The organism is Salmonella sp. SAL04162 (assembly GCF_046551535.1).
GTDB classification, from domain to species: Bacteria; Pseudomonadota; Gammaproteobacteria; order Enterobacterales; family Enterobacteriaceae; genus Salmonella; species Salmonella enterica.
Genome location: NZ_JBGDVX010000016.1, coordinates 74,580 through 93,737, shown reverse-complemented (window position 1 = coordinate 93,737; position 19,158 = coordinate 74,580). Strand labels below are relative to the sequence as shown.

At 53.4% G+C, this 19,158-nt stretch carries 20 protein-coding genes and 1 tRNA gene; 15 read left to right on the top strand and 6 right to left on the bottom strand.

Features of this window, described 5'->3' with window-relative positions:
* Positions 1-84: 84 nt before the first annotated feature.
* A tRNA-Trp gene (locus ACLJRH_RS23530) sits at positions 85-160 on the top strand.
* A 102-nt stretch (positions 161-262) separates the two neighbouring features.
* On the opposite strand, the gene hdfR is transcribed toward ACLJRH_RS23530, so the two are convergent.
* A complete protein-coding gene (gene hdfR / locus ACLJRH_RS23525; RefSeq protein ID WP_001541181.1) occupies positions 263-1,111 on the bottom strand; it encodes an HTH-type transcriptional regulator HdfR in 849 nt (282 codons plus the stop codon).
* A 106-nt stretch (positions 1,112-1,217) separates the two neighbouring features.
* On the opposite strand from hdfR, the gene maoP reads away from it, so the two are divergent.
* Complete coding sequence (gene maoP / locus ACLJRH_RS23520; RefSeq protein ID WP_000840996.1) at positions 1,218-1,556, top strand: macrodomain Ori organization protein MaoP; 339 nt, start codon at positions 1,218-1,220, stop codon at positions 1,554-1,556.
* Between the two features lie 24 nt (positions 1,557-1,580).
* Here maoP and ACLJRH_RS23515 read toward each other — a convergent pair whose 3' ends face one another.
* Positions 1,581-3,101, bottom strand: coding sequence for a YifB family Mg chelatase-like AAA ATPase (locus tag ACLJRH_RS23515; RefSeq protein WP_023137106.1), 1,521 nt, complete (start codon positions 3,099-3,101; stop codon positions 1,581-1,583).
* A gap of 351 nt (positions 3,102-3,452) precedes the next feature.
* On the opposite strand from ACLJRH_RS23515, the gene ilvL reads away from it, so the two are divergent.
* From ilvL to ACLJRH_RS23475, 8 genes are all read left to right on the top strand, one after another.
* Positions 3,453-3,551, top strand: coding sequence for an ilv operon leader peptide (gene ilvL / locus ACLJRH_RS23510; RefSeq protein WP_001311244.1), 99 nt, complete (start codon positions 3,453-3,455; stop codon positions 3,549-3,551).
* A gap of 87 nt (positions 3,552-3,638) precedes the next feature.
* Entirely contained in the window at positions 3,639-3,689 is a 51-nt protein-coding gene (ilvX, locus tag ACLJRH_RS23505) for a peptide IlvX (RefSeq protein ID WP_192930503.1), read from the top strand.
* A gap of 2 nt (positions 3,690-3,691) precedes the next feature.
* Positions 3,692-5,338, top strand: a complete 1,647-nt coding sequence (ilvG, locus tag ACLJRH_RS23500) for an acetolactate synthase 2 catalytic subunit (protein WP_001012553.1) — start codon at positions 3,692-3,694, stop codon at positions 5,336-5,338.
* A complete protein-coding gene (ilvM, locus tag ACLJRH_RS23495; protein ID WP_000983260.1) occupies positions 5,335-5,598 on the top strand; it encodes an acetolactate synthase 2 small subunit in 264 nt (87 codons plus the stop codon). The genes ilvG and ilvM overlap by 4 nt, the downstream gene beginning before the upstream one ends.
* 17 nt (positions 5,599-5,615) lie before the next feature.
* Positions 5,616-6,545 (top strand): branched-chain-amino-acid transaminase, encoded by a 930-nt coding sequence (ilvE, locus tag ACLJRH_RS23490; RefSeq protein ID WP_000208528.1) that lies wholly within the window; start codon positions 5,616-5,618, stop codon positions 6,543-6,545.
* Positions 6,546-6,704: 159 nt separating this feature from the next.
* Positions 6,705-8,555, top strand: coding sequence for a dihydroxy-acid dehydratase (gene ilvD / locus ACLJRH_RS23485; RefSeq protein WP_001127442.1), 1,851 nt, complete (start codon positions 6,705-6,707; stop codon positions 8,553-8,555).
* A gap of 2 nt (positions 8,556-8,557) precedes the next feature.
* On the top strand, positions 8,558-10,102 hold the full coding sequence (gene ilvA / locus ACLJRH_RS23480) for a threonine ammonia-lyase, biosynthetic (RefSeq protein ID WP_023137104.1): 1,545 nt from the start codon (positions 8,558-8,560) through the stop codon (positions 10,100-10,102).
* A gap of 105 nt (positions 10,103-10,207) precedes the next feature.
* Positions 10,208-10,909: a DUF2461 domain-containing protein gene (locus ACLJRH_RS23475; RefSeq protein ID WP_001609033.1), complete on the top strand. Its 702-nt coding sequence runs from the start codon at positions 10,208-10,210 to the stop codon at positions 10,907-10,909.
* Positions 10,910-10,919: 10 nt separating this feature from the next.
* On the opposite strand, the gene ACLJRH_RS23470 is transcribed toward ACLJRH_RS23475, so the two are convergent.
* The 3 genes from ACLJRH_RS23470 to ilvY are packed head-to-tail and all read right to left on the bottom strand — an operon-like array spanning position 10,920 to position 12,597.
* Positions 10,920-11,294 (bottom strand): hypothetical protein, encoded by a 375-nt coding sequence (locus tag ACLJRH_RS23470; RefSeq protein WP_000937043.1) that lies wholly within the window; start codon positions 11,292-11,294, stop codon positions 10,920-10,922.
* A gap of 13 nt (positions 11,295-11,307) precedes the next feature.
* Positions 11,308-11,697, bottom strand: a complete 390-nt coding sequence (locus ACLJRH_RS23465) for a hypothetical protein (protein WP_001259309.1) — start codon at positions 11,695-11,697, stop codon at positions 11,308-11,310.
* Between the two features lie 12 nt (positions 11,698-11,709).
* Positions 11,710-12,597, bottom strand: coding sequence for an HTH-type transcriptional activator IlvY (gene ilvY / locus ACLJRH_RS23460; protein WP_001530887.1), 888 nt, complete (start codon positions 12,595-12,597; stop codon positions 11,710-11,712).
* 164 nt (positions 12,598-12,761) lie between these two features.
* On the opposite strand from ilvY, the gene ilvC reads away from it, so the two are divergent.
* Positions 12,762-14,237 carry a ketol-acid reductoisomerase gene (gene ilvC, locus ACLJRH_RS23455; protein ID WP_000024943.1) on the top strand — a complete coding sequence of 492 codons (1,476 nt, stop codon included), beginning with the start codon at positions 12,762-12,764 and terminating at the stop codon, positions 14,235-14,237.
* A gap of 91 nt (positions 14,238-14,328) precedes the next feature.
* Here the strand turns inward: ilvC and ppiC are convergent, their stop codons facing one another.
* A complete protein-coding gene (gene ppiC, locus ACLJRH_RS23450; protein ID WP_001096806.1) occupies positions 14,329-14,610 on the bottom strand; it encodes a peptidylprolyl isomerase PpiC in 282 nt (93 codons plus the stop codon).
* A gap of 193 nt (positions 14,611-14,803) precedes the next feature.
* Between ppiC and ACLJRH_RS23445 the strand changes: the two genes are divergently transcribed.
* From ACLJRH_RS23445 to rep, 4 genes are all read left to right on the top strand, one after another.
* A complete protein-coding gene (locus ACLJRH_RS23445) occupies positions 14,804-15,505 on the top strand; it encodes a Crp/Fnr family transcriptional regulator (protein WP_001024339.1) in 702 nt (233 codons plus the stop codon).
* Positions 15,506-15,533: 28 nt separating this feature from the next.
* Positions 15,534-16,277: a nucleoside phosphorylase gene (locus ACLJRH_RS23440; protein WP_001182428.1), complete on the top strand. Its 744-nt coding sequence runs from the start codon at positions 15,534-15,536 to the stop codon at positions 16,275-16,277.
* Positions 16,277-17,005, top strand: a complete 729-nt coding sequence (gene pnuC, locus ACLJRH_RS23435; RefSeq protein WP_001543647.1) for a nicotinamide riboside transporter PnuC — start codon at positions 16,277-16,279, stop codon at positions 17,003-17,005. The genes ACLJRH_RS23440 and pnuC overlap by 1 nt, the downstream gene beginning before the upstream one ends.
* A gap of 99 nt (positions 17,006-17,104) precedes the next feature.
* Positions 17,105-19,129: a DNA helicase Rep gene (rep, locus tag ACLJRH_RS23430; RefSeq protein ID WP_001238842.1), complete on the top strand. Its 2,025-nt coding sequence runs from the start codon at positions 17,105-17,107 to the stop codon at positions 19,127-19,129.
* The last annotated feature ends 29 nt before the right edge of the window (positions 19,130-19,158 follow it).

Genomic DNA, 19,158 nt, shown 5'->3' with positions numbered 1-19,158 from the left:
GAGCGGTAGTTCAGTTGGTTAGAATACCTGCCTGTCACGCAGGGGGTCGCGGGTTCGAGTCCCGTCCGTTCCGCCACCCTAATTAGGGGCGTAGTTCAATTGGTAGAGCACCGGTCTCCAAAACCGGGTGTTGGGAGTTCGAGTCTCTCCGCCCCTGCCAGAAATAATCCTTAGCATCTGCTAAGGATTTTTTTTTTGCCTGAAATTACCTGATTATCTGATCAGGTAATCGTAAGTTCCCTTCTTTTTCTTTTCATCATTTTCATTGTTCATCCAGCACATCCGTTTTTAACAGATCGCAGATCAGCGAGTATTTATCGCTGTTTTGCAGCCAAATGGCGTATAGCGGCCGTGAAAGCGTTGCGCTGTCGGCAACGGTATGTAATCCGCCCTTTTCATTTGCCCAGTTTACAGGAAGCCAGCTACAGCCATTTAATGCGCTAAGCTGCTGTCGGGCGAGTTCGGCTGAGCTGGTTGTTAATACCGGCACTTCATCTGCTGCGATCAACCCGGTTTCATGCTGTTGGAAGTCTGGGCCCCACTCCAGCCGCAGATAATTGAGTTCTGATTTCTTACGGGCAGGGCTGCTGCAATATAACGCCAAAGTGAAGTGCCCTAACAGCTGACTGCTGAACTCATCCATTTTGGGCGCTTCGGTAGTAATGAGGAGATCAAGCTGGCGTTCATGAAGTTGCTTCACAAGCGATTGCCGTTGAGCGATTCTGGCTTCGAATTGCAGGCCGCTTTGCGGCTCCTGTAGTTGGTACAGTCGCCCCAGCCAGGCGTTAAGCATACACTCCCATAAAGACGCGCTGGCGCCGATGGAAAACTCGTTATGGCGTGAGGTATGCGCCACCTCTTTACGTGCCGCCTGCCACGTATTCATCAGCGTTTCCGCATACGGTAAAAGTTTTTCGCCAGCCGTGGTTAAACGGATATTGTTTCTGTGCCGCGTAAAAAGGTTTACGCCCAGTTGATTCTCCAGTTGCCTGATACGAAAGCTCACCGCGGATTGCGTCAGGTAAAGTGCTTCTGCGGCCCGCCCGAAATGGCGTGTCCGGCTAACTTCCAGGAAAGTTTTTAACAATTCCGTATCCACTGTGCTCTCCACAAAATTATTTGTCGTTATGATTTAAATGTTTTGTTTTACACTCTGTCAAGCGTAACTAATACTCCGCGCCATAAATAGCTCAGACAAAGAATTAGGAGCGTGCAGGATGGCGGAAAGCTTTACGACGACTAATCGATATTTTGACAATAAACATTATCCACGTGGATTCTCTCGTCACGGTGATTTCACGATTAAAGAGGCACAACTGCTTGAGCGTCATGGTCATGCCTTTAATGATCTGGATCTTGGCAAGCGTGAGCCTGTGACTGAAGAAGAGAAGCTGTTTGTAGCGGTATGCCGCGGTGAACGTGAGCCGGTAACGGATGCAGAACGCGTCTGGTCCAAGTATATGACGCGTATCAAGCGTCCAAAACGCTTCCACACCTTGTCTGGCGGCAAGCCGCAAGTTGAAGGCGCAGAAGACTACACCGAAGCTGATGATTAATAAAAAGGGCGTAATGCCCTTTTTTTACGCCAGCAGCTTTTGCAAATGAATTAACAACCTGTCTATCGCCCGATAGCTTACCGCCTCCTGCAAATGCTGACGCGAGATCTGGTCAGCCAGTTCTATGTCGGCAATGGTTCTGGCCACTTTTAGTAAACGCTGCCAGGCGCGAATGGATAAACCAAGATGCACCAGCGTGTCTTCAAGCCAGCGGGCGTCATCGTGATGCAAAACACAATATTTTTGGATTTCGCGACCCTCCAGACGCGCGTTTAACTTCTTCTGGCGTCGGTACTGCCGTTCATGGGCGGCGATGACCCGCTTTTTTACCGTAGCGCTGCTCTCACCCTTTGAGGCATGTTGGCTAAGAATCCCGGGCGGAGGAAGCGGTATCTCAAGCGAAAGGTCAAAACGATCAAGAAACGGGCCTGACAACCGATTAAGGTAACGTAGTGTCTGTTCTGGTGTGCAGCGATTATGGTTTCCCTGATAATGTCCGGTCGGGCTGGGATTCATTGCGGCGATTAACTGGAACCTGGCAGGGTACGTTATTTTCGCTCTGGTACGGGATAAATGAATTTGACCGGATTCTATAGGTTCACGTAGCGCATCCAGTGTGCGTCGTTCAAATTCAGGCAATTCATCAAGGAACAAAATTCCGTTGTGCGCCAGCGATATCTCTCCTGGGGCGGGTATTGCGCCGCCGCCGACCATAGCAGTAAGTGAGGCGCTATGATGAGGTGAGCGAAAGGGGCGTTGCTGCCATCGTTTTTGTACCGTATCGGCATTAACCAGACTGAGGATCGCGGCGCTTTCCAATGCTTCTTCATTGCTTAATGGTGGAAGAATCCCGCTCAGTCGACTGGCCAACATGGTTTTACCCGTACCCGGCGGGCCGATCAATAGCAGATTATGTCCCCCTGCCGCTGTAATCTCCAGGCCGCGTTTACCCTGCTCCTGACCGATCACATCGCGAAGATCGACAGTTGCGGTAGGCGATGCCATATCCTGAGCTAAAGGTCTTTCCAGGGCGTGTTTCCCTTCCAGAAAGGCGCAGACGGTTTGTAGATGATCGGCGATAAAACATCCTTCTTTGCTGATAAGCCCAACCTCCGCCGCGTTCTCTGTTGCGACGATAATATTTCTGCCGGCCCTGATGGCTTCCGTTGCACTTGATATTGCGCCAGGAACGCCGCGTAATGCGCCTGTAAGCGCTAACTCACCCACCAGCTCATATGCCTCAAGATTCGACGCTGTAAGCTGCTCAGACGCGGCCAGAAGCGCAACAGCAATAGGCAGGTCATACCTTCCGCCCTCTTTCGGTAGATCGGCTGGAGCAAGGTTAATGGTTATTTTTTTAGCCGGAAATTCATATCCGCTATTAATAATCGCACTACGTACCCGGTCACGCGCCTCTTTTACCGTGGTTTCCGGTAGGCCAACCATGGTTAGTCCCGGTAATCCATTACTGATATGCACCTCTATAGTGATAGGCGGCGCATTGACGCCAAGTGCGGCGCGGGTATGAACAATCGCCAGTGACATAATCCCTCCTGTTACGTGGATTATGCGGAATAGAAGAGAAAATCGAATTACTGACTTTTTGTTTTTTAGCGGCCGCTTCCTGAATTTTGGCGTCATTTTCAGGTAAGAAACATCAAACTGGAAGAACGCTCGCAGAAGCGAAAAGAAGGAAAACAGGGTGTAGAGTGCGCCAAAAGGGGGAGGAAAACGTGAAAATTTTTCAGTTGCTAATTTTTCTTATAAAAAACAAAGCCCTTGTAGGCATTCACCTGCATTATCTGAAACGTGGTTAAAAAAATATCTTGTGCTATTGGCAAAACCTATGGTAACTCTTTAGGTATTCCTTCGAACAAGATGCAAGAATAGACAAAAATGACAGCCCTTCTACGAGTGATTAGCCTGGTCGTGATTAGCGTGGTGGTGATTATTATCCCACCGTGCGGGGCTGCACTTGGACGAGGAAAGGCTTAGAAATCAAGCCTTAACGAACTAAGACCCCCGCACCGAAAGGTCCGGGGGTTTTTTTTTGGCCTGAAAAACTTAAGCGAGGAGCAGAACGTGAATAACAGCATAAAATTCTGTTTCTCAAGATTTACGACGGGGATGTAACTATGAACGGGGCACAGTGGGTGGTACATGCTTTGCGAGCGCAGGGGGTGAAAACCGTATTTGGTTATCCTGGCGGAGCAATTATGCCGGTTTACGACGCGTTGTATGACGGTGGTGTGGAGCATTTGTTGTGCCGACACGAACAGGGTGCGGCAATGGCGGCAATCGGTTATGCCCGTTCTACCGGCAAAACCGGTGTTTGTATCGCCACTTCCGGCCCTGGCGCCACTAACCTGATCACTGGCCTGGCGGATGCGTTGTTAGATTCGGTCCCCGTCGTCGCGATCACGGGTCAGGTTTCCGCCCCGTTCATCGGCACTGATGCGTTCCAGGAGGTGGATGTGTTAGGCCTGTCGCTGGCCTGTACCAAACACAGCTTCCTGGTGCAGTCGCTGGCAGAGCTGCCTCGTATCATGGCGGAGGCTTTTGAAGTCGCCAACGCTGGTCGTCCTGGCCCGGTTCTGGTGGATATCCCGAAAGATATCCAGTTAGCCAGCGGAGCGCTGGAGCCCTGGTTCACTACCGTTGCTAACGAAGCGACATTCCCGCAGGCTGATGTGGAACAGGCGCGCCAGATGCTGGAACAGGCGAAAAAACCCATGCTGTACGTCGGCGGTGGAGTTGGTATGGCGCAGGCGGTTCCGGCGCTGCGTAAATTTATCGCGGTAACGCAAATGCCAGTTACCTGCACGCTGAAAGGGCTGGGGGCTGTTGAAGCTGATTATCCGTACTATCTGGGCATGCTGGGAATGCACGGTACTAAAGCGGCTAATTTCGCGGTGCAAGAGTGTGATTTACTGATCGCCGTTGGTGCACGTTTTGATGACCGGGTGACCGGTAAGCTGAATACGTTTGCGCCGAACGCCAGCGTAATCCATATGGATATCGACCCGGCGGAAATGAACAAACTGCGTCAGGCACACGTCGCGTTGCAGGGCGATTTAAATTCGCTGTTGCCGGCATTACAGCAACCGCTGAAGATCGACGCATGGCGTCAGTCCTGTGCAGAGCTGCGCGCAGAACACGCCTGGCGCTATGACCATCCTGGCGAGACTATCTATGCGCCGTTGTTGTTGAAGCAATTGTCGGAACGCAAACCCGCAGACAGTGTGGTGACGACGGATGTTGGGCAGCATCAGATGTGGTCAGCCCAGCATATGACTTACACCCGCCCGGAGAACTTCATCACTTCCAGCGGTCTGGGGACGATGGGATTCGGCTTACCGGCGGCCGTTGGCGCACAGGTAGCGCGACCGAATGATACCGTTATCTGTATCTCCGGTGACGGCTCCTTCATGATGAATGTTCAGGAGTTGGGCACCGTAAAACGCAAGCAGTTACCGTTGAAGATAGTCTTACTCGACAACCAGCGGTTAGGGATGGTTCGACAATGGCAGCAACTGTTTTTCCAGGAGCGATATAGCGAAACCACCCTGACCGATAACCCCGATTTCCTCATGCTGGCCAGCGCCTTCGGCATTCCAGGCCAGCACATTACTCGTAAAGACCAGGTTGAAGCGGCACTCGACACGATGTTGGCAAGCGAAGGGCCGTACCTGCTTCACGTCTCAATCGACGAACTTGAAAATGTCTGGCCGTTGGTGCCGCCTGGCGCCAGTAACTCTGAAATGCTGGAGAAATTATCATGATGCAACATCAGGTCAATGTATCGGCACGCTTTAATCCAGAAACCTTAGAACGTGTTTTACGCGTGGTGCGCCATCGTGGTTTTCAGGTGTGCTCCATGAATATGGAAGCCGCGACCGATGCGCAGAATATAAATATTGAATTGACCGTTGCCAGTCCCCGGTCGGTCGACTTACTGTTTAGTCAGTTAAGTAAACTGGTAGATGTTGCGCATGTCGCAATCTGCCAGAGCGCTGCCACATCACAACAAATCCGCGCCTGAGCGCAAAAGGAAGAAAAATGACGACGAAAAAAGCTGATTACATTTGGTTCAATGGCGAGATGGTGCGCTGGGAAGACGCGAAGGTTCACGTAATGTCTCACGCGCTGCACTACGGTACGTCGGTATTTGAAGGGATTCGGTGCTACGACTCTCACAAAGGCCCGGTAGTGTTTCGTCATCGTGAACATATGCAGCGCCTGCGCGACTCAGCAAAGATTTATCGTTTTCCGGTTTCCCAGAGTATTGATGAGCTGATGGAAGCCTGCCGCGACGTAATTCGTAAAAATAATCTGACCAGCGCCTATATCCGTCCGTTGGTATTTGTAGGCGATGTCGGTATGGGCGTTAACCCGCCCCCGGGATACACCACTGACGTCATCATCGCCGCGTTCCCGTGGGGGGCATACCTGGGCGCCGAAGCGCTGGATCAGGGGATCGATGCGATGGTTTCTTCCTGGAATCGCGCTGCGCCGAACACCATTCCGACCGCCGCGAAAGCGGGCGGGAACTATCTTTCCTCACTGCTGGTGGGTAGCGAAGCGCGCCGCCACGGCTATCAGGAAGGCATCGCCCTGGATGTAAACGGCTATATCTCCGAAGGCGCAGGCGAAAACCTGTTTGAGGTAAAAGATGGCGTGCTGTTTACTCCGCCGTTTACCTCTTCCGCGCTGCCAGGCATTACTCGCGACGCGATCATCAAACTGGCGAAAGAGCTGGGTATTGAAGTGCGCGAGCAGGTGCTGTCCCGTGAATCGCTGTATCTGGCCGACGAAGTGTTTATGTCCGGAACCGCGGCAGAAATTACTCCGGTACGCAGCGTTGATGGTATCCAGGTAGGTGAAGGCCGTTGCGGCCCTGTTACCAAGCGTATTCAACAAGCCTTCTTTGGTCTCTTCACTGGAGAAACCGAGGATAAATGGGGCTGGTTGGATCCGGTAAATTCATAATAAATAAAATTAATATTTTCCCAAAATAATTTGCGTCACAGGAAGGCGGCAACGCAGCGAATCCCCAGGGCTTACTGTAGTAAGTGACTGGGGTGAGTGAGGCAGCCAACGCACCTGTGGCGTGAAGTATGAAGGGAAAAGATGGGGAGTAAATAAAGCATGCCTAAGTACCGTTCCGCCACCACCACCCATGGTCGTAATATGGCGGGTGCCCGCGCGCTGTGGCGCGCCACCGGAATGACCGACAGTGATTTTGGCAAACCGATTATCGCCGTGGTGAACTCATTCACTCAGTTTGTGCCGGGTCACGTTCATCTGCGCGATCTCGGTAAGCTGGTCGCCGAACAGATTGAAGCTTCCGGCGGGGTGGCGAAGGAGTTCAACACTATTGCCGTGGATGACGGGATCGCCATGGGGCACGGGGGTATGCTCTATTCACTGCCGTCGCGCGAGCTGATCGCCGACTCCGTGGAGTACATGGTGAACGCTCACTGCGCTGACGCGATGGTGTGTATCTCCAACTGCGACAAAATCACCCCAGGGATGCTCATGGCCTCGCTGCGCCTGAATATTCCGGTGATCTTTGTTTCCGGCGGACCGATGGAAGCCGGGAAAACCAAACTGTCCGATCAGATCATCAAGCTCGATCTGGTTGATGCCATGATTCAGGGAGCGGACCCGAAAGTCTCTGACGATCAAAGTAACCAGGTGGAGCGCTCCGCCTGTCCAACCTGCGGCTCCTGCTCCGGCATGTTTACCGCTAACTCCATGAATTGCCTGACCGAAGCGCTGGGCCTGTCGCAGCCGGGCAACGGTTCGCTGCTGGCGACCCATGCTGACCGGAAGCAGTTGTTCCTCAATGCCGGTAAGCGGATTGTTGAACTGACTAAACGCTATTACGAACAGGATGACGAAAGTGCACTGCCGCGTAACATCGCCAGCAAAGCCGCGTTTGAAAACGCCATGACGCTGGATATTGCGATGGGCGGTTCGACCAATACCGTTCTGCATCTACTGGCGGCGGCGCAGGAAGCGGAAATCGACTTCACCATGAGTGATATCGACAAGCTGTCCCGCAAGGTGCCGCAGTTGTGTAAAGTGGCGCCAAGTACCCAGAAATACCATATGGAAGACGTTCACCGTGCCGGCGGTGTGCTGGGTATTTTAGGCGAGCTGGATCGCGCCGGGCTGCTGAACCGCAACGTGAAAAACGTATTAGGCCTGACGCTGCCACAAACGCTGGAACAGTACGACATCACGGTTACGCAGGACGAAGCGGTTAAAAAAATGTTCCGTGCTGGCCCTGCCGGTATCCGTACTACCCAGGCATTCTCGCAGGATTGTCGCTGGGATTCGCTGGATGACGACCGCGCAGCGGGTTGCATCCGCTCGCTGGAATATGCCTATAGCAAAGACGGCGGTCTGGCGGTGCTGTATGGCAACTTCGCCGAAAACGGCTGCATCGTTAAAACCGCGGGCGTGGATGACAGCATCCTTAAATTCACCGGCCCGGCGAAAGTGTATGAAAGCCAGGACGACGCGGTAGAGGCGATTCTCGGCGGCAAAGTAGTGGAAGGCGATGTAGTCGTGATCCGCTACGAAGGGCCGAAAGGCGGGCCGGGAATGCAGGAAATGCTCTATCCGACCAGTTTCCTGAAGTCGATGGGGCTGGGCAAAGCCTGCGCGCTCATCACCGATGGGCGTTTTTCCGGCGGTACTTCGGGTCTTTCCATCGGCCACGTCTCGCCGGAAGCGGCCAGCGGCGGCACTATTGCGCTGATTGAAGATGGCGACACCATTGCGATTGATATCCCGAACCGCAGCATTCAGTTGCAGTTGAGCGAGGCTGAAATCGCCGCACGCCGCGAGGCGCAAGAAGCTCGTGGCGACAAAGCCTGGACGCCGAAAAATCGTCAGCGTCAGGTTTCGTTTGCCCTGCGTGCCTACGCCAGCCTGGCGACCAGCGCCGATAAAGGCGCGGTGCGCGATAAATCGAAACTGGGAGGTTGATGATGGCGGAATCTCAACCTCTGTCAGTCGCGCCGGAAGGGGCGGAGTATCTGCGCGCGGTGCTACGCGCGCCAGTATACGAAGCGGCGCAGGTGACGCCGCTGCAAAAAATGGAAAAGCTCTCGTCACGTCTGGATAACGTTATTCTCGTCAAACGCGAAGACCGGCAGCCGGTACATAGCTTTAAGCTGCGCGGCGCTTACGCGATGATGGCCGGATTGACCGAAGAACAAAAAGCCCACGGCGTGATTACCGCGTCGGCGGGGAACCATGCACAGGGCGTGGCGTTCTCCTCCGCGCGGCTTGGCGTGAAGTCTCTGATCGTCATGCCAAAAGCAACGGCGGATATTAAAGTCGATGCGGTACGCGGTTTTGGCGGCGAAGTGCTGTTGCACGGCGCTAATTTTGATGAAGCGAAAGCGAAAGCTATTGAGCTGGCGCAGCAGCAGGGTTTTACCTGGGTGCCGCCGTTTGATCACCCAATGGTGATCGCCGGGCAGGGCACGCTGGCGCTGGAACTGCTTCAGCAGGATTCGCATCTCGATCGTGTCTTTGTGCCGGTTGGCGGCGGCGGCCTGGCGGCTGGCGTAGCGGTACTGATCAAACAATTGATGCCGCAAATCAAAGTGATTGCCGTCGAAGCGGAGGATTCCGCCTGCCTGAAAGCGGCGTTGGAAGCCGGTCATCCAGTGGATCTCCCGCGCGTTGGGTTGTTTGCTGAAGGCGTGGCGGTAAAACGCATCGGCGACGAAACCTTCCGCCTGTGCCGGGAGTATCTTGACGACATCGTAACCGTCGATAGCGACGCGATCTGCGCGGCGATGAAAGACCTGTTTGAAGATGTGCGTGCGGTGGCGGAGCCGTCTGGCGCGCTGGCGCTGGCGGGGATGAAAAAATATATCGCCCAGCACAATATTCGCGGCGAACGCCTGGCGCACGTCCTTTCCGGTGCCAACGTCAACTTCCACGGCTTGCGCTATGTGTCTGAACGCTGCGAGCTGGGGGAACAGCGCGAAGCGTTACTGGCGGTGACCATTCCGGAAGAAAAGGGGAGCTTCCTCAAATTCTGCCAGTTGCTTGGCGGGCGTATGGTCACTGAATTTAACTACCGTTTTGCCGACGCGAAAAATGCCTGTATTTTTGTCGGCGTCCGCGTCAGTCAGGGGCTGGAGGAGCGAAAAGAGATTATCACCCAACTGTGCGACGGCGGTTATAGCGTAGTGGATCTCTCCGACGATGAAATGGCGAAGCTGCATGTGCGCTATATGGTCGGCGGACGCCCCTCCAAGCCATTACAGGAGCGTTTGTATAGTTTCGAATTTCCGGAGTCGCCCGGCGCGTTGCTCAAATTCCTGCATACGCTTGGCACGCACTGGAATATTTCGTTATTCCATTACCGCAGCCACGGTACCGATTATGGCCGCGTGCTGGCGGCGTTCGAGTTAGGCGATCATGAGCCGGATTTCGAAACCCGGCTGCATGAGCTGGGCTATGAATGCCATGATGAGAGCAATAACCCGGCGTTCCGGTTCTTTCTGGCGGGGTAGGAATAGTGATGACCGGAAGAAATGTCTCCTTCCGGTCATCTGCATAGACGGCGCGTCAGGGAGTGGGATAATAAACTGACGATCGCTATGAGTAAGGGCAAAAAGATGGCTGGACGCTTTCAGGGATTTGCACAAGAAGGGCTCAATTTTCTTCAGCAGGTTTGTATTGAGAACGACAAAGCTTGGTTCGATGAGCACCGCTTTATCTACGAAAGAAGCCTTCTGACTCCATTCCGCGCGCTGGTGGACGACCTTGCTCCAGCGATGCTGGAAATCGATCCACTGCTGGAAACCCGACCCGCCATCGGTAAAACCCTGTCGCGTATTCACCGCGATACCCGTTTCTCGCACGACAAATCGCTGTACCGCAGCCGGATGTGGCTGACCTTTAAGCGTTCAGCTAAAAACTGGATCGATGCGCCAGCCTACTTTTTTGAAATCAGCCCCGATACTCTACGCTATGGGTTGGGTTACTACAGCGCCAGCAAATCTACGATGGATCTGTTTCGCCATACGTTGAGGAAGCGGCCTGATGCGTTTTTACAGGTTGCCGAATGCTGCAGCCCGCCGTTTGAGCTGGTGGGGGAAAGCTATAAGCGGCTGCTGGCCAAAGATCTCGACCCGGCGATACCCGACTGGTATCAGCGTAAAACGTTTGCCGTGATGGTGACGGATAATGACGTAGAAAAACTCTTCCATGCCGATCTGGTCACACGGCTGGCCGAGAGTTTCCAACAGTTGGAGCCGCTGTACCAGTGGCTGATGACGGTGGAAACCATGAAGCAGGTGAACCCGGCGGATTTATAAAAGATTGCCGTTATGTATTAACATTTTTCGGGATAAAGTGTATTTCCAGGAATCGCCCTTTACCTACCTGGTGAGGCCCTTCCATTATAACAAATAACTGATTTTCCCTGATCTGGAGATAATGCTCATCATTGAATGTGAAAGCCAGGCTAACAATGAAAGGGAAATCAAAAAGTTCAATTTCTCCTTCGACAAAGGTGATGCCCCAATATTCATCCGTGAGGGACGGTATGACAATGTCGGGTCGATACCCTTTTATCGGTAAGAGTTTTCGCTTCGTAGAATCAAATTCTACTTCTGCACGGACATAGTTGCCTGAATTTCCGCCCATAGCAGCATGGGGCTCCTTAAAGATACGCGCAGTCTTACTGTTTTTTGGGAGCATAAGCCGACTCTTGTTATTTCATCACTGTCTCTCGAACGTATTTATCTAATTTGTCCGATTCATAAAATGCCATACACCGCTCCAGCACGTTATTAGCGTCTTTAGCGCTATCGGGGTGGAGCGCCATCGTTAAGCGGTCAAAGCCTTCTGTTTCTTTGGCGACGAATTTAAGGAATGGTTTCCATTTCCCGGCATTATCTAACGCGTAGGTTTTAACTAAAAACGACATATCATGGCCTGGAGCATAAAAAGCATCCGGCGGAATGCGTTTATGATAGTTATCAACAAGGCACTGCTTTAACGCCAGATGCTTTACATCCTGTACGGTAATGCCCGTCGGTTTAGCCTGTACGCTGAAGCATATCGCTACCAGTGCAGATAACAGCATTATTTTTGTGCGCATTTTGTTACCTTATCAACCCTGAACAATTTTCCAGAACGCATCAATTAGCGGCTCATGCAGCCGCTTTTTTTGCGCGCAGACGCCAAGCTCAAACGGCGTTTTTTCATCGCTGCGTTCTAAAATCATCACCCGGTTGCGCACCGGTTCCGGGCTGTTTTCCAGCACCACTTCCGGCAGCAGCGCCACGCCGCAGCCCAGCGCCACCATTGAAACCATCGCTTCATGACCGCCGACGGTGGCGTAAATCTGCGGATTGCTGATTTTATGGCGGCGAAACCACAGCTCAATGCGGCGGCGTACCGGCCCCTGATCGGCCATGATAAACGGCACCGTCGACCAGTCGGGCTTATCGACCGACACCTGATTGCGCACCGGGCAGGGCAGCGCCGGGGCGATCAGCACTACCGCCAGATTTTCCAGCATCGAAAACGCCACCGCGCCAGGCAGCGTTTCCGGCTTACCGGCAATCGCCAGATCGGCCTCGCCAGTGACCACTTTGTCCATCGCATCGGCGGCGTCGCCGGTGGTGAGCTTAATTTCCACCGAGGGATGTTCGGCGCGGAAGCGGTCGAGGATCGGCGGCAGGTGACTGTACGCCGCGGTCACTGAACAGAAGATATGGAGTTCGCCGGAAAGGGACGGCCCCTGCTGATCGAGGGTATGGCGCAACTGCTGATATTGCAAAAGCGTCTGTTGGGCAAACACTCGCAGCTCTTCACCCGCTTCGGTCAGCGTGACCGTGCGGTTATCGCGCACAAACAGCGGCTGGCCGAGATCTTCTTCCAGCCGCTGAATCTGCCGGGAGAGCGTGGAGGGGCTGACGTGCATCGCCCGCGCGCTGCGGCCAAAGTGGCGGCTTTCCGCCAGATGCAGGAAGGTTTTTAGATCGCGTAAATCCACAGACAGACCTCCGGTTTTTGACGTTGCATAAACCGCAACATAACGTTGTGAATATATCAATTTCCGCAATAAATTTCCTGTTGTAATGTGGGTTCATTCGCACAGATAGCAATCTGTAAACCGAACAATAAGCGCGACAACACAACATCACGGAGTACACCATCATGGCTAACTACTTTAATACACTGAATCTGCGCCAGCAGCTGGCGCAGCTGGGTAAATGTCGCTTTATGGGCCGCGACGAATTCGCCGATGGCGCGAGCTACCTGCAGGGTAAAAAAGTGGTCATCGTCGGCTGTGGCGCTCAGGGGTTGAACCAGGGCCTGAACATGCGTGACTCCGGTCTGGATATTTCCTACGCCCTGCGTAAAGAAGCCATTGCTGAGAAGCGTGCTTCCTGGCGTAAAGCGACCGAAAACGGCTTCAAAGTGGGTACCTACGAAGAGCTGATCCCGCAGGCTGACCTGGTGGTTAACCTGACGCCAGACAAACAGCACTCCGACGTGGTGCGCTCCGTACAGCCGCTGATGAAAGACGGCGCGGCGCTGGGCTATTCACACGGCTTCAACATCGTGGAAGTGGGCGAGCAGATCCGTAAAGACATCACCGTGGTGATGGTGGCGCCGAAGTGTCCGGGCACCGAAGTGCGCGAAGAGTACAAACGTGGTTTCGGCGTGCCGACGCTGATCGCCGTTCACCCGGAAAACGACCCGAAAGGCGAAGGCATGGCGATTGCGAAAGCCTGGGCTGCGGCCACCGGCGGTCACCGTGCGGGCGTACTGGAATCTTCTTTCGTTGCGGAAGTGAAATCTGACCTGATGGGCGAGCAGACTATTCTGTGCGGTATGCTGCAGGCCGGTTCTCTGCTGTGTTTCGACAAGCTGGTGGCAGAAGGCACCGACCCGGCATACGCCGAAAAACTGATTCAGTTCGGCTGGGAAACCATCACCGAAGCGCTGAAGCAGGGCGGCATCACTCTGATGATGGACCGTCTGTCTAACCCGGCGAAACTGCGTGCTTACGCGCTGTCCGAGCAATTGAAAGAGATCATGGCACCGCTGTTCCAGAAACACATGGATGACATCATCTCCGGCGAATTCTCTTCCGGCATGATGGCTGACTGGGCTAACGACGATAAGAAACTGCTGACCTGGCGTGAAGAGACCGGCAAAACCGCGTTCGAAACCGCACCGCAGTTTGAAGGTAAAATCGGCGAGCAGGAGTACTTCGATAAAGGCGTGCTGATGATTGCGATGGTGAAAGCGGGCGTTGAGCTGGCGTTCGAAACCATGGTCGATTCCGGCATCATCGAAGAGTCCGCTTACTACGAATCACTGCACGAACTGCCGCTGATCGCCAACACCATCGCCCGTAAGCGTCTGTACGAAATGAACGTGGTTATCTCCGATACCGCAGAATACGGTAACTACCTGTTCTCTTACGCTTGCGTACCGCTGCTGAAACCGTTTATGGCGGAATTGCAACCGGGCGATCTGGGTAGTGCTATCCCGGAAGGCGCGGTAGACAACGCACAGCTTCGCGACGTGAACGATGCGATTCGTAGTCATGCGATTGAGCAGGTAGGTAAGAAACTGCGCGGCTATATGACGGATATGAAGCGTATTGCGGTAGCGGGTTGATATACCTTGTCGGGTGGCGCTAGCGCTTACCCGACCTACAAAATCAAGCAGACGATGTAGGCCGGGTAAGGCGTAGCCGCTACCCGGCTTTTTATTTGCGATACAATACTTTAATGATGTGGTAACCGAACTGGGTATGCAGCGGGCCGGTTGGCTCCAGTACCGGGCAGGAAAATACTACTTTATCGAATGCCGGAACCATCTGGCCCTGACGAAATTCGCCTAAATGACCGCCTTTTTTACCGGATGGGCAGATAGAATGCTTCTTCGCCAGCTTCTCAAAATCGCCGCCGTTTTTAATTTGCTCCAGAAGATCTAAAGCCAGTTTCTCTTCTTTTACAAGAATATGCAGTGCTGCTGCCATTTTTGCCATTATTGAGTTCTCACGTCGCAAAGATTGGCCGTCACTTTATCACTCCTTAGGCCGTCAGACATATACTCTTCGCCATTACAGGACAGATGTCCCGCCTGATTTAATGAACCGGGAGATAAGCGGCATTTTTAGCGGGCGTATTTCGGATGCGCGGGACGGCGGTCCTGTCCTTTCTGACAAGGGGCGAGATACCATGAACATAATGAAAAACGCAGAATTTCCAGACGACTGGCTTTTAGGGCTACGCCAGGTTGTACGCGACCCAGTGCTCTATGAATTACTCAAATACTGCCCGTTGGAAATCATGCAGTGCTGGCGATTTGACGACATTTCCCGCGGCGCGCTTATCTGCCGCCAGGGAGAAATATGCCAGCAATTTTCACTCATTGTGGCCGGCGAAGTGGATGTTTTTTACGAAGCTGAAGATGGACGCCGTTACCGGCAGGCGCGTTATGGCAAAGGAGATATGCTGGGCGAGCTAGAGATATTTGAGTCGCGGCATTACATCTGTTCTGTCGTAGCCGTCGGCAATGTACAGCTACTCAGCCTGCCGCAAGCGCATTTTTGCCGCTGGCTGGCGCTGGATAACCACTTTAACCAGCGAATGCTGCGGTTTTTCAGCCAACAGTATTACCAGTTGTCGAAAAAGGCCAGTAGCGACAATTTGTACTCGCTGCATCAACGCGTATGCCAGGCATTATGGCTGCGTTATCAACAATATGAATCAACCACTATTTTGCTTGATAAGCAGAATCTTGGTCAGGAATTTGCGGCGACGACGCGCAGTATCAACCGGATACTGCACGATCTGAAATCGCTGAACATTATCGATACCGACGGTGAGGGGATCATTTTACTGGCTCCTGAAAAACTCAAACAGGAGGCGGAAATCTGAACCTCTCAGAACAATAAGGAGACGGGAGATGCAACCCCATATTCGGCTTAACACAAGCATGACCCGCGCGAAATATGCGCTTTTGCCCGGCGATCCCGGGCGGGTGGATAGAATCGCCCGTTTTCTTGATAAGGCTGAGATTCTGGGGCAAAACCGGGAGTTTCGCGCGGCGCGCGGTTGGTACCAGGGGGTTGAAATAGTCGTGCTCTCCACGGGAATCGGCGGACCGTCAACCGCTATCGCCATTGAGGAGTTACGCCAGGTTGGCGTCAACACGCTAATCCGTATCGGTAGTTGCGGCGCGTTGCAGGACTCGCTGGCGTTGGGCGATGTGATCATCGCCCACGGCGCGGTGGCTGACGACGGTGCCAGCAAAACCTATGCGCCCGCCAGTTATCCGGCCTGTGCGGACCCGTATCTTACCGCCACGCTGATACAGCAGGCGAAACAGATGAACATCTCTGCCGTTTGCGGGCTGGTGCGCAGCCATGACAGTTTTTATACCGATCGCGAAGCTGAACTGGATGCCGAATGGTCGGCCAGGGGAGTTCTCGGCGCGGATATGGAAACCGCCGCGCTGATGGTGGTGGGGGCGTTACGTGGGCTGCGTACCGCGTCGTTGCTAAACGTGGTCGTCGCGCATAGTGGCTGTCTGGAGAGCAGCATTAACCATTATGTTCAGCAGGAAACCTTGTGCCAGCAAGGTGAAGAGCGCCAGATTTCTTTGGCGCTTCAGGCCATTTATTTCGATAGTTTGCAAGGAGAGCAATGATGGACTTTTTCATCATTAACAATGTAATGGTCAACATTCCTCTCGGCGAGGGAGGGTATGCGCTGTCGTGGATTGAGGCTATCGGCACCGTCTTTGGCTTATTGTGCATCTGGTGCGCCAGCCGGGAAAAAATCATTAATTACCTGTTTGGTTTGATTAACGTCACTCTGTTTGCCGCCATCTTTTTTCAGATTCAACTGTATGCCAGCTTGCTACTTCAGGTGTTTTTCTTTGCGGCGAATATTTACGGCTGGTACGCATGGAGCCGGCAGAATGACGCCCGGGAAGCCGCTCTGAAAGTACGCTGGCTTTCTCGTCAACAAACATGGAGGTTGGGGGGCATATGTATTATCGCCATTCTGCTGATGACGTGGTTTATCGATCCGGTCTTCGCTATGTTGACCCGCGTTATGCTCGCTCTGCTGCAAACGATAGGTATGCAGGTGGCGATGCCTGAACTCCAGCCGGACGCGTTCCCGTTCTGGGATTCCACCATGCTGGTGTTGTCGATTGCGGCGATGGTGCTGATGACCCGCAAGTACGTGGAAAACTGGCTGCTGTGGGTGATTATTGATGTAATTAGCGTCGTGATCTATGCAGTACAGGGCGTTTATGCGATGTCGCTTGAGTATGTTCTGCTGACGGCGATCGCGCTAATGGGTTCTTACAGTTGGATCAAGAGCGCACAGCGTAATGGCTATACGCCGCTTGCCGCCAGAGCCTGCTGATTGACCTTTTCCAGGCTGCCTGAAAAAGCAGCCTGGTCTTCTCTGGGCCTCGCTTTCTGCTACAATCCCTCCCCCGTTCGAAGATTGAGCACTATTCCCATGCGTTTAAATCCCGGCCAACAACACGCTGTCGAATTCGTCACCGGACCCTGCCTGGTGCTGGCAGGAGCGGGTTCTGGTAAAACTCGCGTAATTACCAATAAAATCGCCCACCTGATCCGCGGATGCGGCTATCAGGCCCGGCATATTGCGGCGGTGACGTTTACCAATAAAGCGGCGCGCGAAATGAAAGAACGCGTCGGGCAGACGCTCGGCCGTAAGGAAGCGCGCGGTTTGATGATCTCCACTTTTCATACGCTAGGGCTGGATATTATTAAGCGCGAGTACGCTGCGCTGGGGATGAAATCGAACTTTTCATTGTTTGACGATACCGACCAGGTCGCCTTGCTCAAAGAGCTGACCGAAGGCCTGATCGAAGACGACAAGGTTCTGTTGCAACAGCTGATCTCCACGATCTCCAACTGGAAAAACGATCTCAAAACGCCTGCGCAGGCGGCGGCCGGGGCGAAAGGCGAACGCGATCGTATTTTTGCCCACTGCTACGGGCTTTACGACGCCCATATGAAGGCATGTAACGTTCTCGATTTTGATGATTTGATTTTGCTGCCGACGCTGCTGCTGCAACGCAATGACGAGGTGCGCGAGCGCTGGCAGAATAAAATTCGTTATCTGCTGGTGGATGAATATCAGGATACTAACACCAGCCAGTATGAGTTGGTTAAGCTGCTGGTCGGGCAACGCGCGCGCTTTACGGTCGTAGGCGATGACGATCAGTCTATCTACTCCTGGCGCGGGGCGCGTCCGCAAAACCTGGTGTTACTGAGCCAAGACTTTCCGGCGCTGCAGGTGATTAAACTGGAGCAAAACTATCGTTCTTCGGGCCGCATCCTGAAAGCGGCGAATATTCTCATCGCCAACAATCCGCACGTCTTTGAAAAGCGCCTCTTTTCCGAGCTCGGTTACGGCGCGGAACTCAAAGTGTTAAGCGCAAACAATGAAGAGCATGAAGCTGAGCGCGTTACCGGCGAACTGATTGCCCATCACTTTGTGAACAAGACCCAGTACAAGGATTACGCCATTCTGTATCGCGGGAATCATCAGTCGCGGGTATTTGAAAAATTCCTCATGCAGAACCGTATTCCGTACAAAATTTCCGGCGGCACCTCATTTTTCTCCCGTCCGGAGATTAAAGACCTGCTGGCCTACCTGCGGGTGTTGACCAACCCGGATGATGACAGCGCTTTCCTGCGCATCGTGAATACGCCAAAACGCGAAATCGGTCCGGCCACTCTGCAAAAACTGGGTGAATGGGCAATGACGCGTAATAAAAGCCTGTTTACCGCCAGCTTTGATATGGGGCTTAGCCAAAAGCTGACCGGACGTGGTTACGATTCATTGACGCGTTTTACCCACTGGCTGGGGGAAATCCAGCGTCTGGCCGAACGCGAGCCTGTCGCCGCCGTGCGCGATCTCATCCACGGTATTGACTATGAATCCTGGTTGTACGAAACCTCGCCGAGCCCCAAAGCGGCGGAAATGCGTATGAAAAACGTTAACCAGCTCTTTAGCTGGATGACTGAGATGCTGGAAGGCAACGAACTCGATGAGCCGATGACGCTGACCCAGGTGGTTACACGCTTTACGCTGCGCGATATGATGGAGCGCGGCGAGAGCGAAGAAGAGCTGGATCAGGTACAGTTGATGACGCTTCATGCATCGAAAGGACTGGAGTTCCCGTATGTCTATATGGTGGGAATGGAAGAAGGATTTTTGCCGCATCAAAGCAGCATTGACGAAGATAACATTGAGGAAGAGCGTCGGCTGGCCTATGTCGGGATCACTCGCGCGCAGAAAGAGCTCACCTTTACATTATGTAAAGAGCGCCGTCAGTATGGGGAACTGGTGCGCCCGGAACCCAGTCGCTTCCTGTTAGAACTGCCGCAGGATGATTTAATCTGGGAGCAGGAGCGCAAAGTGGTAAGCGCTGAGGAGCGAATGCAAAAAGGGCAAAGTCACCTGGCTAATCTGAAAGCCATGATGGCGGCAAAGCGAGCGAAATCGTAGGCCGGATAAGCGAAGCGCCATCCGGCAAT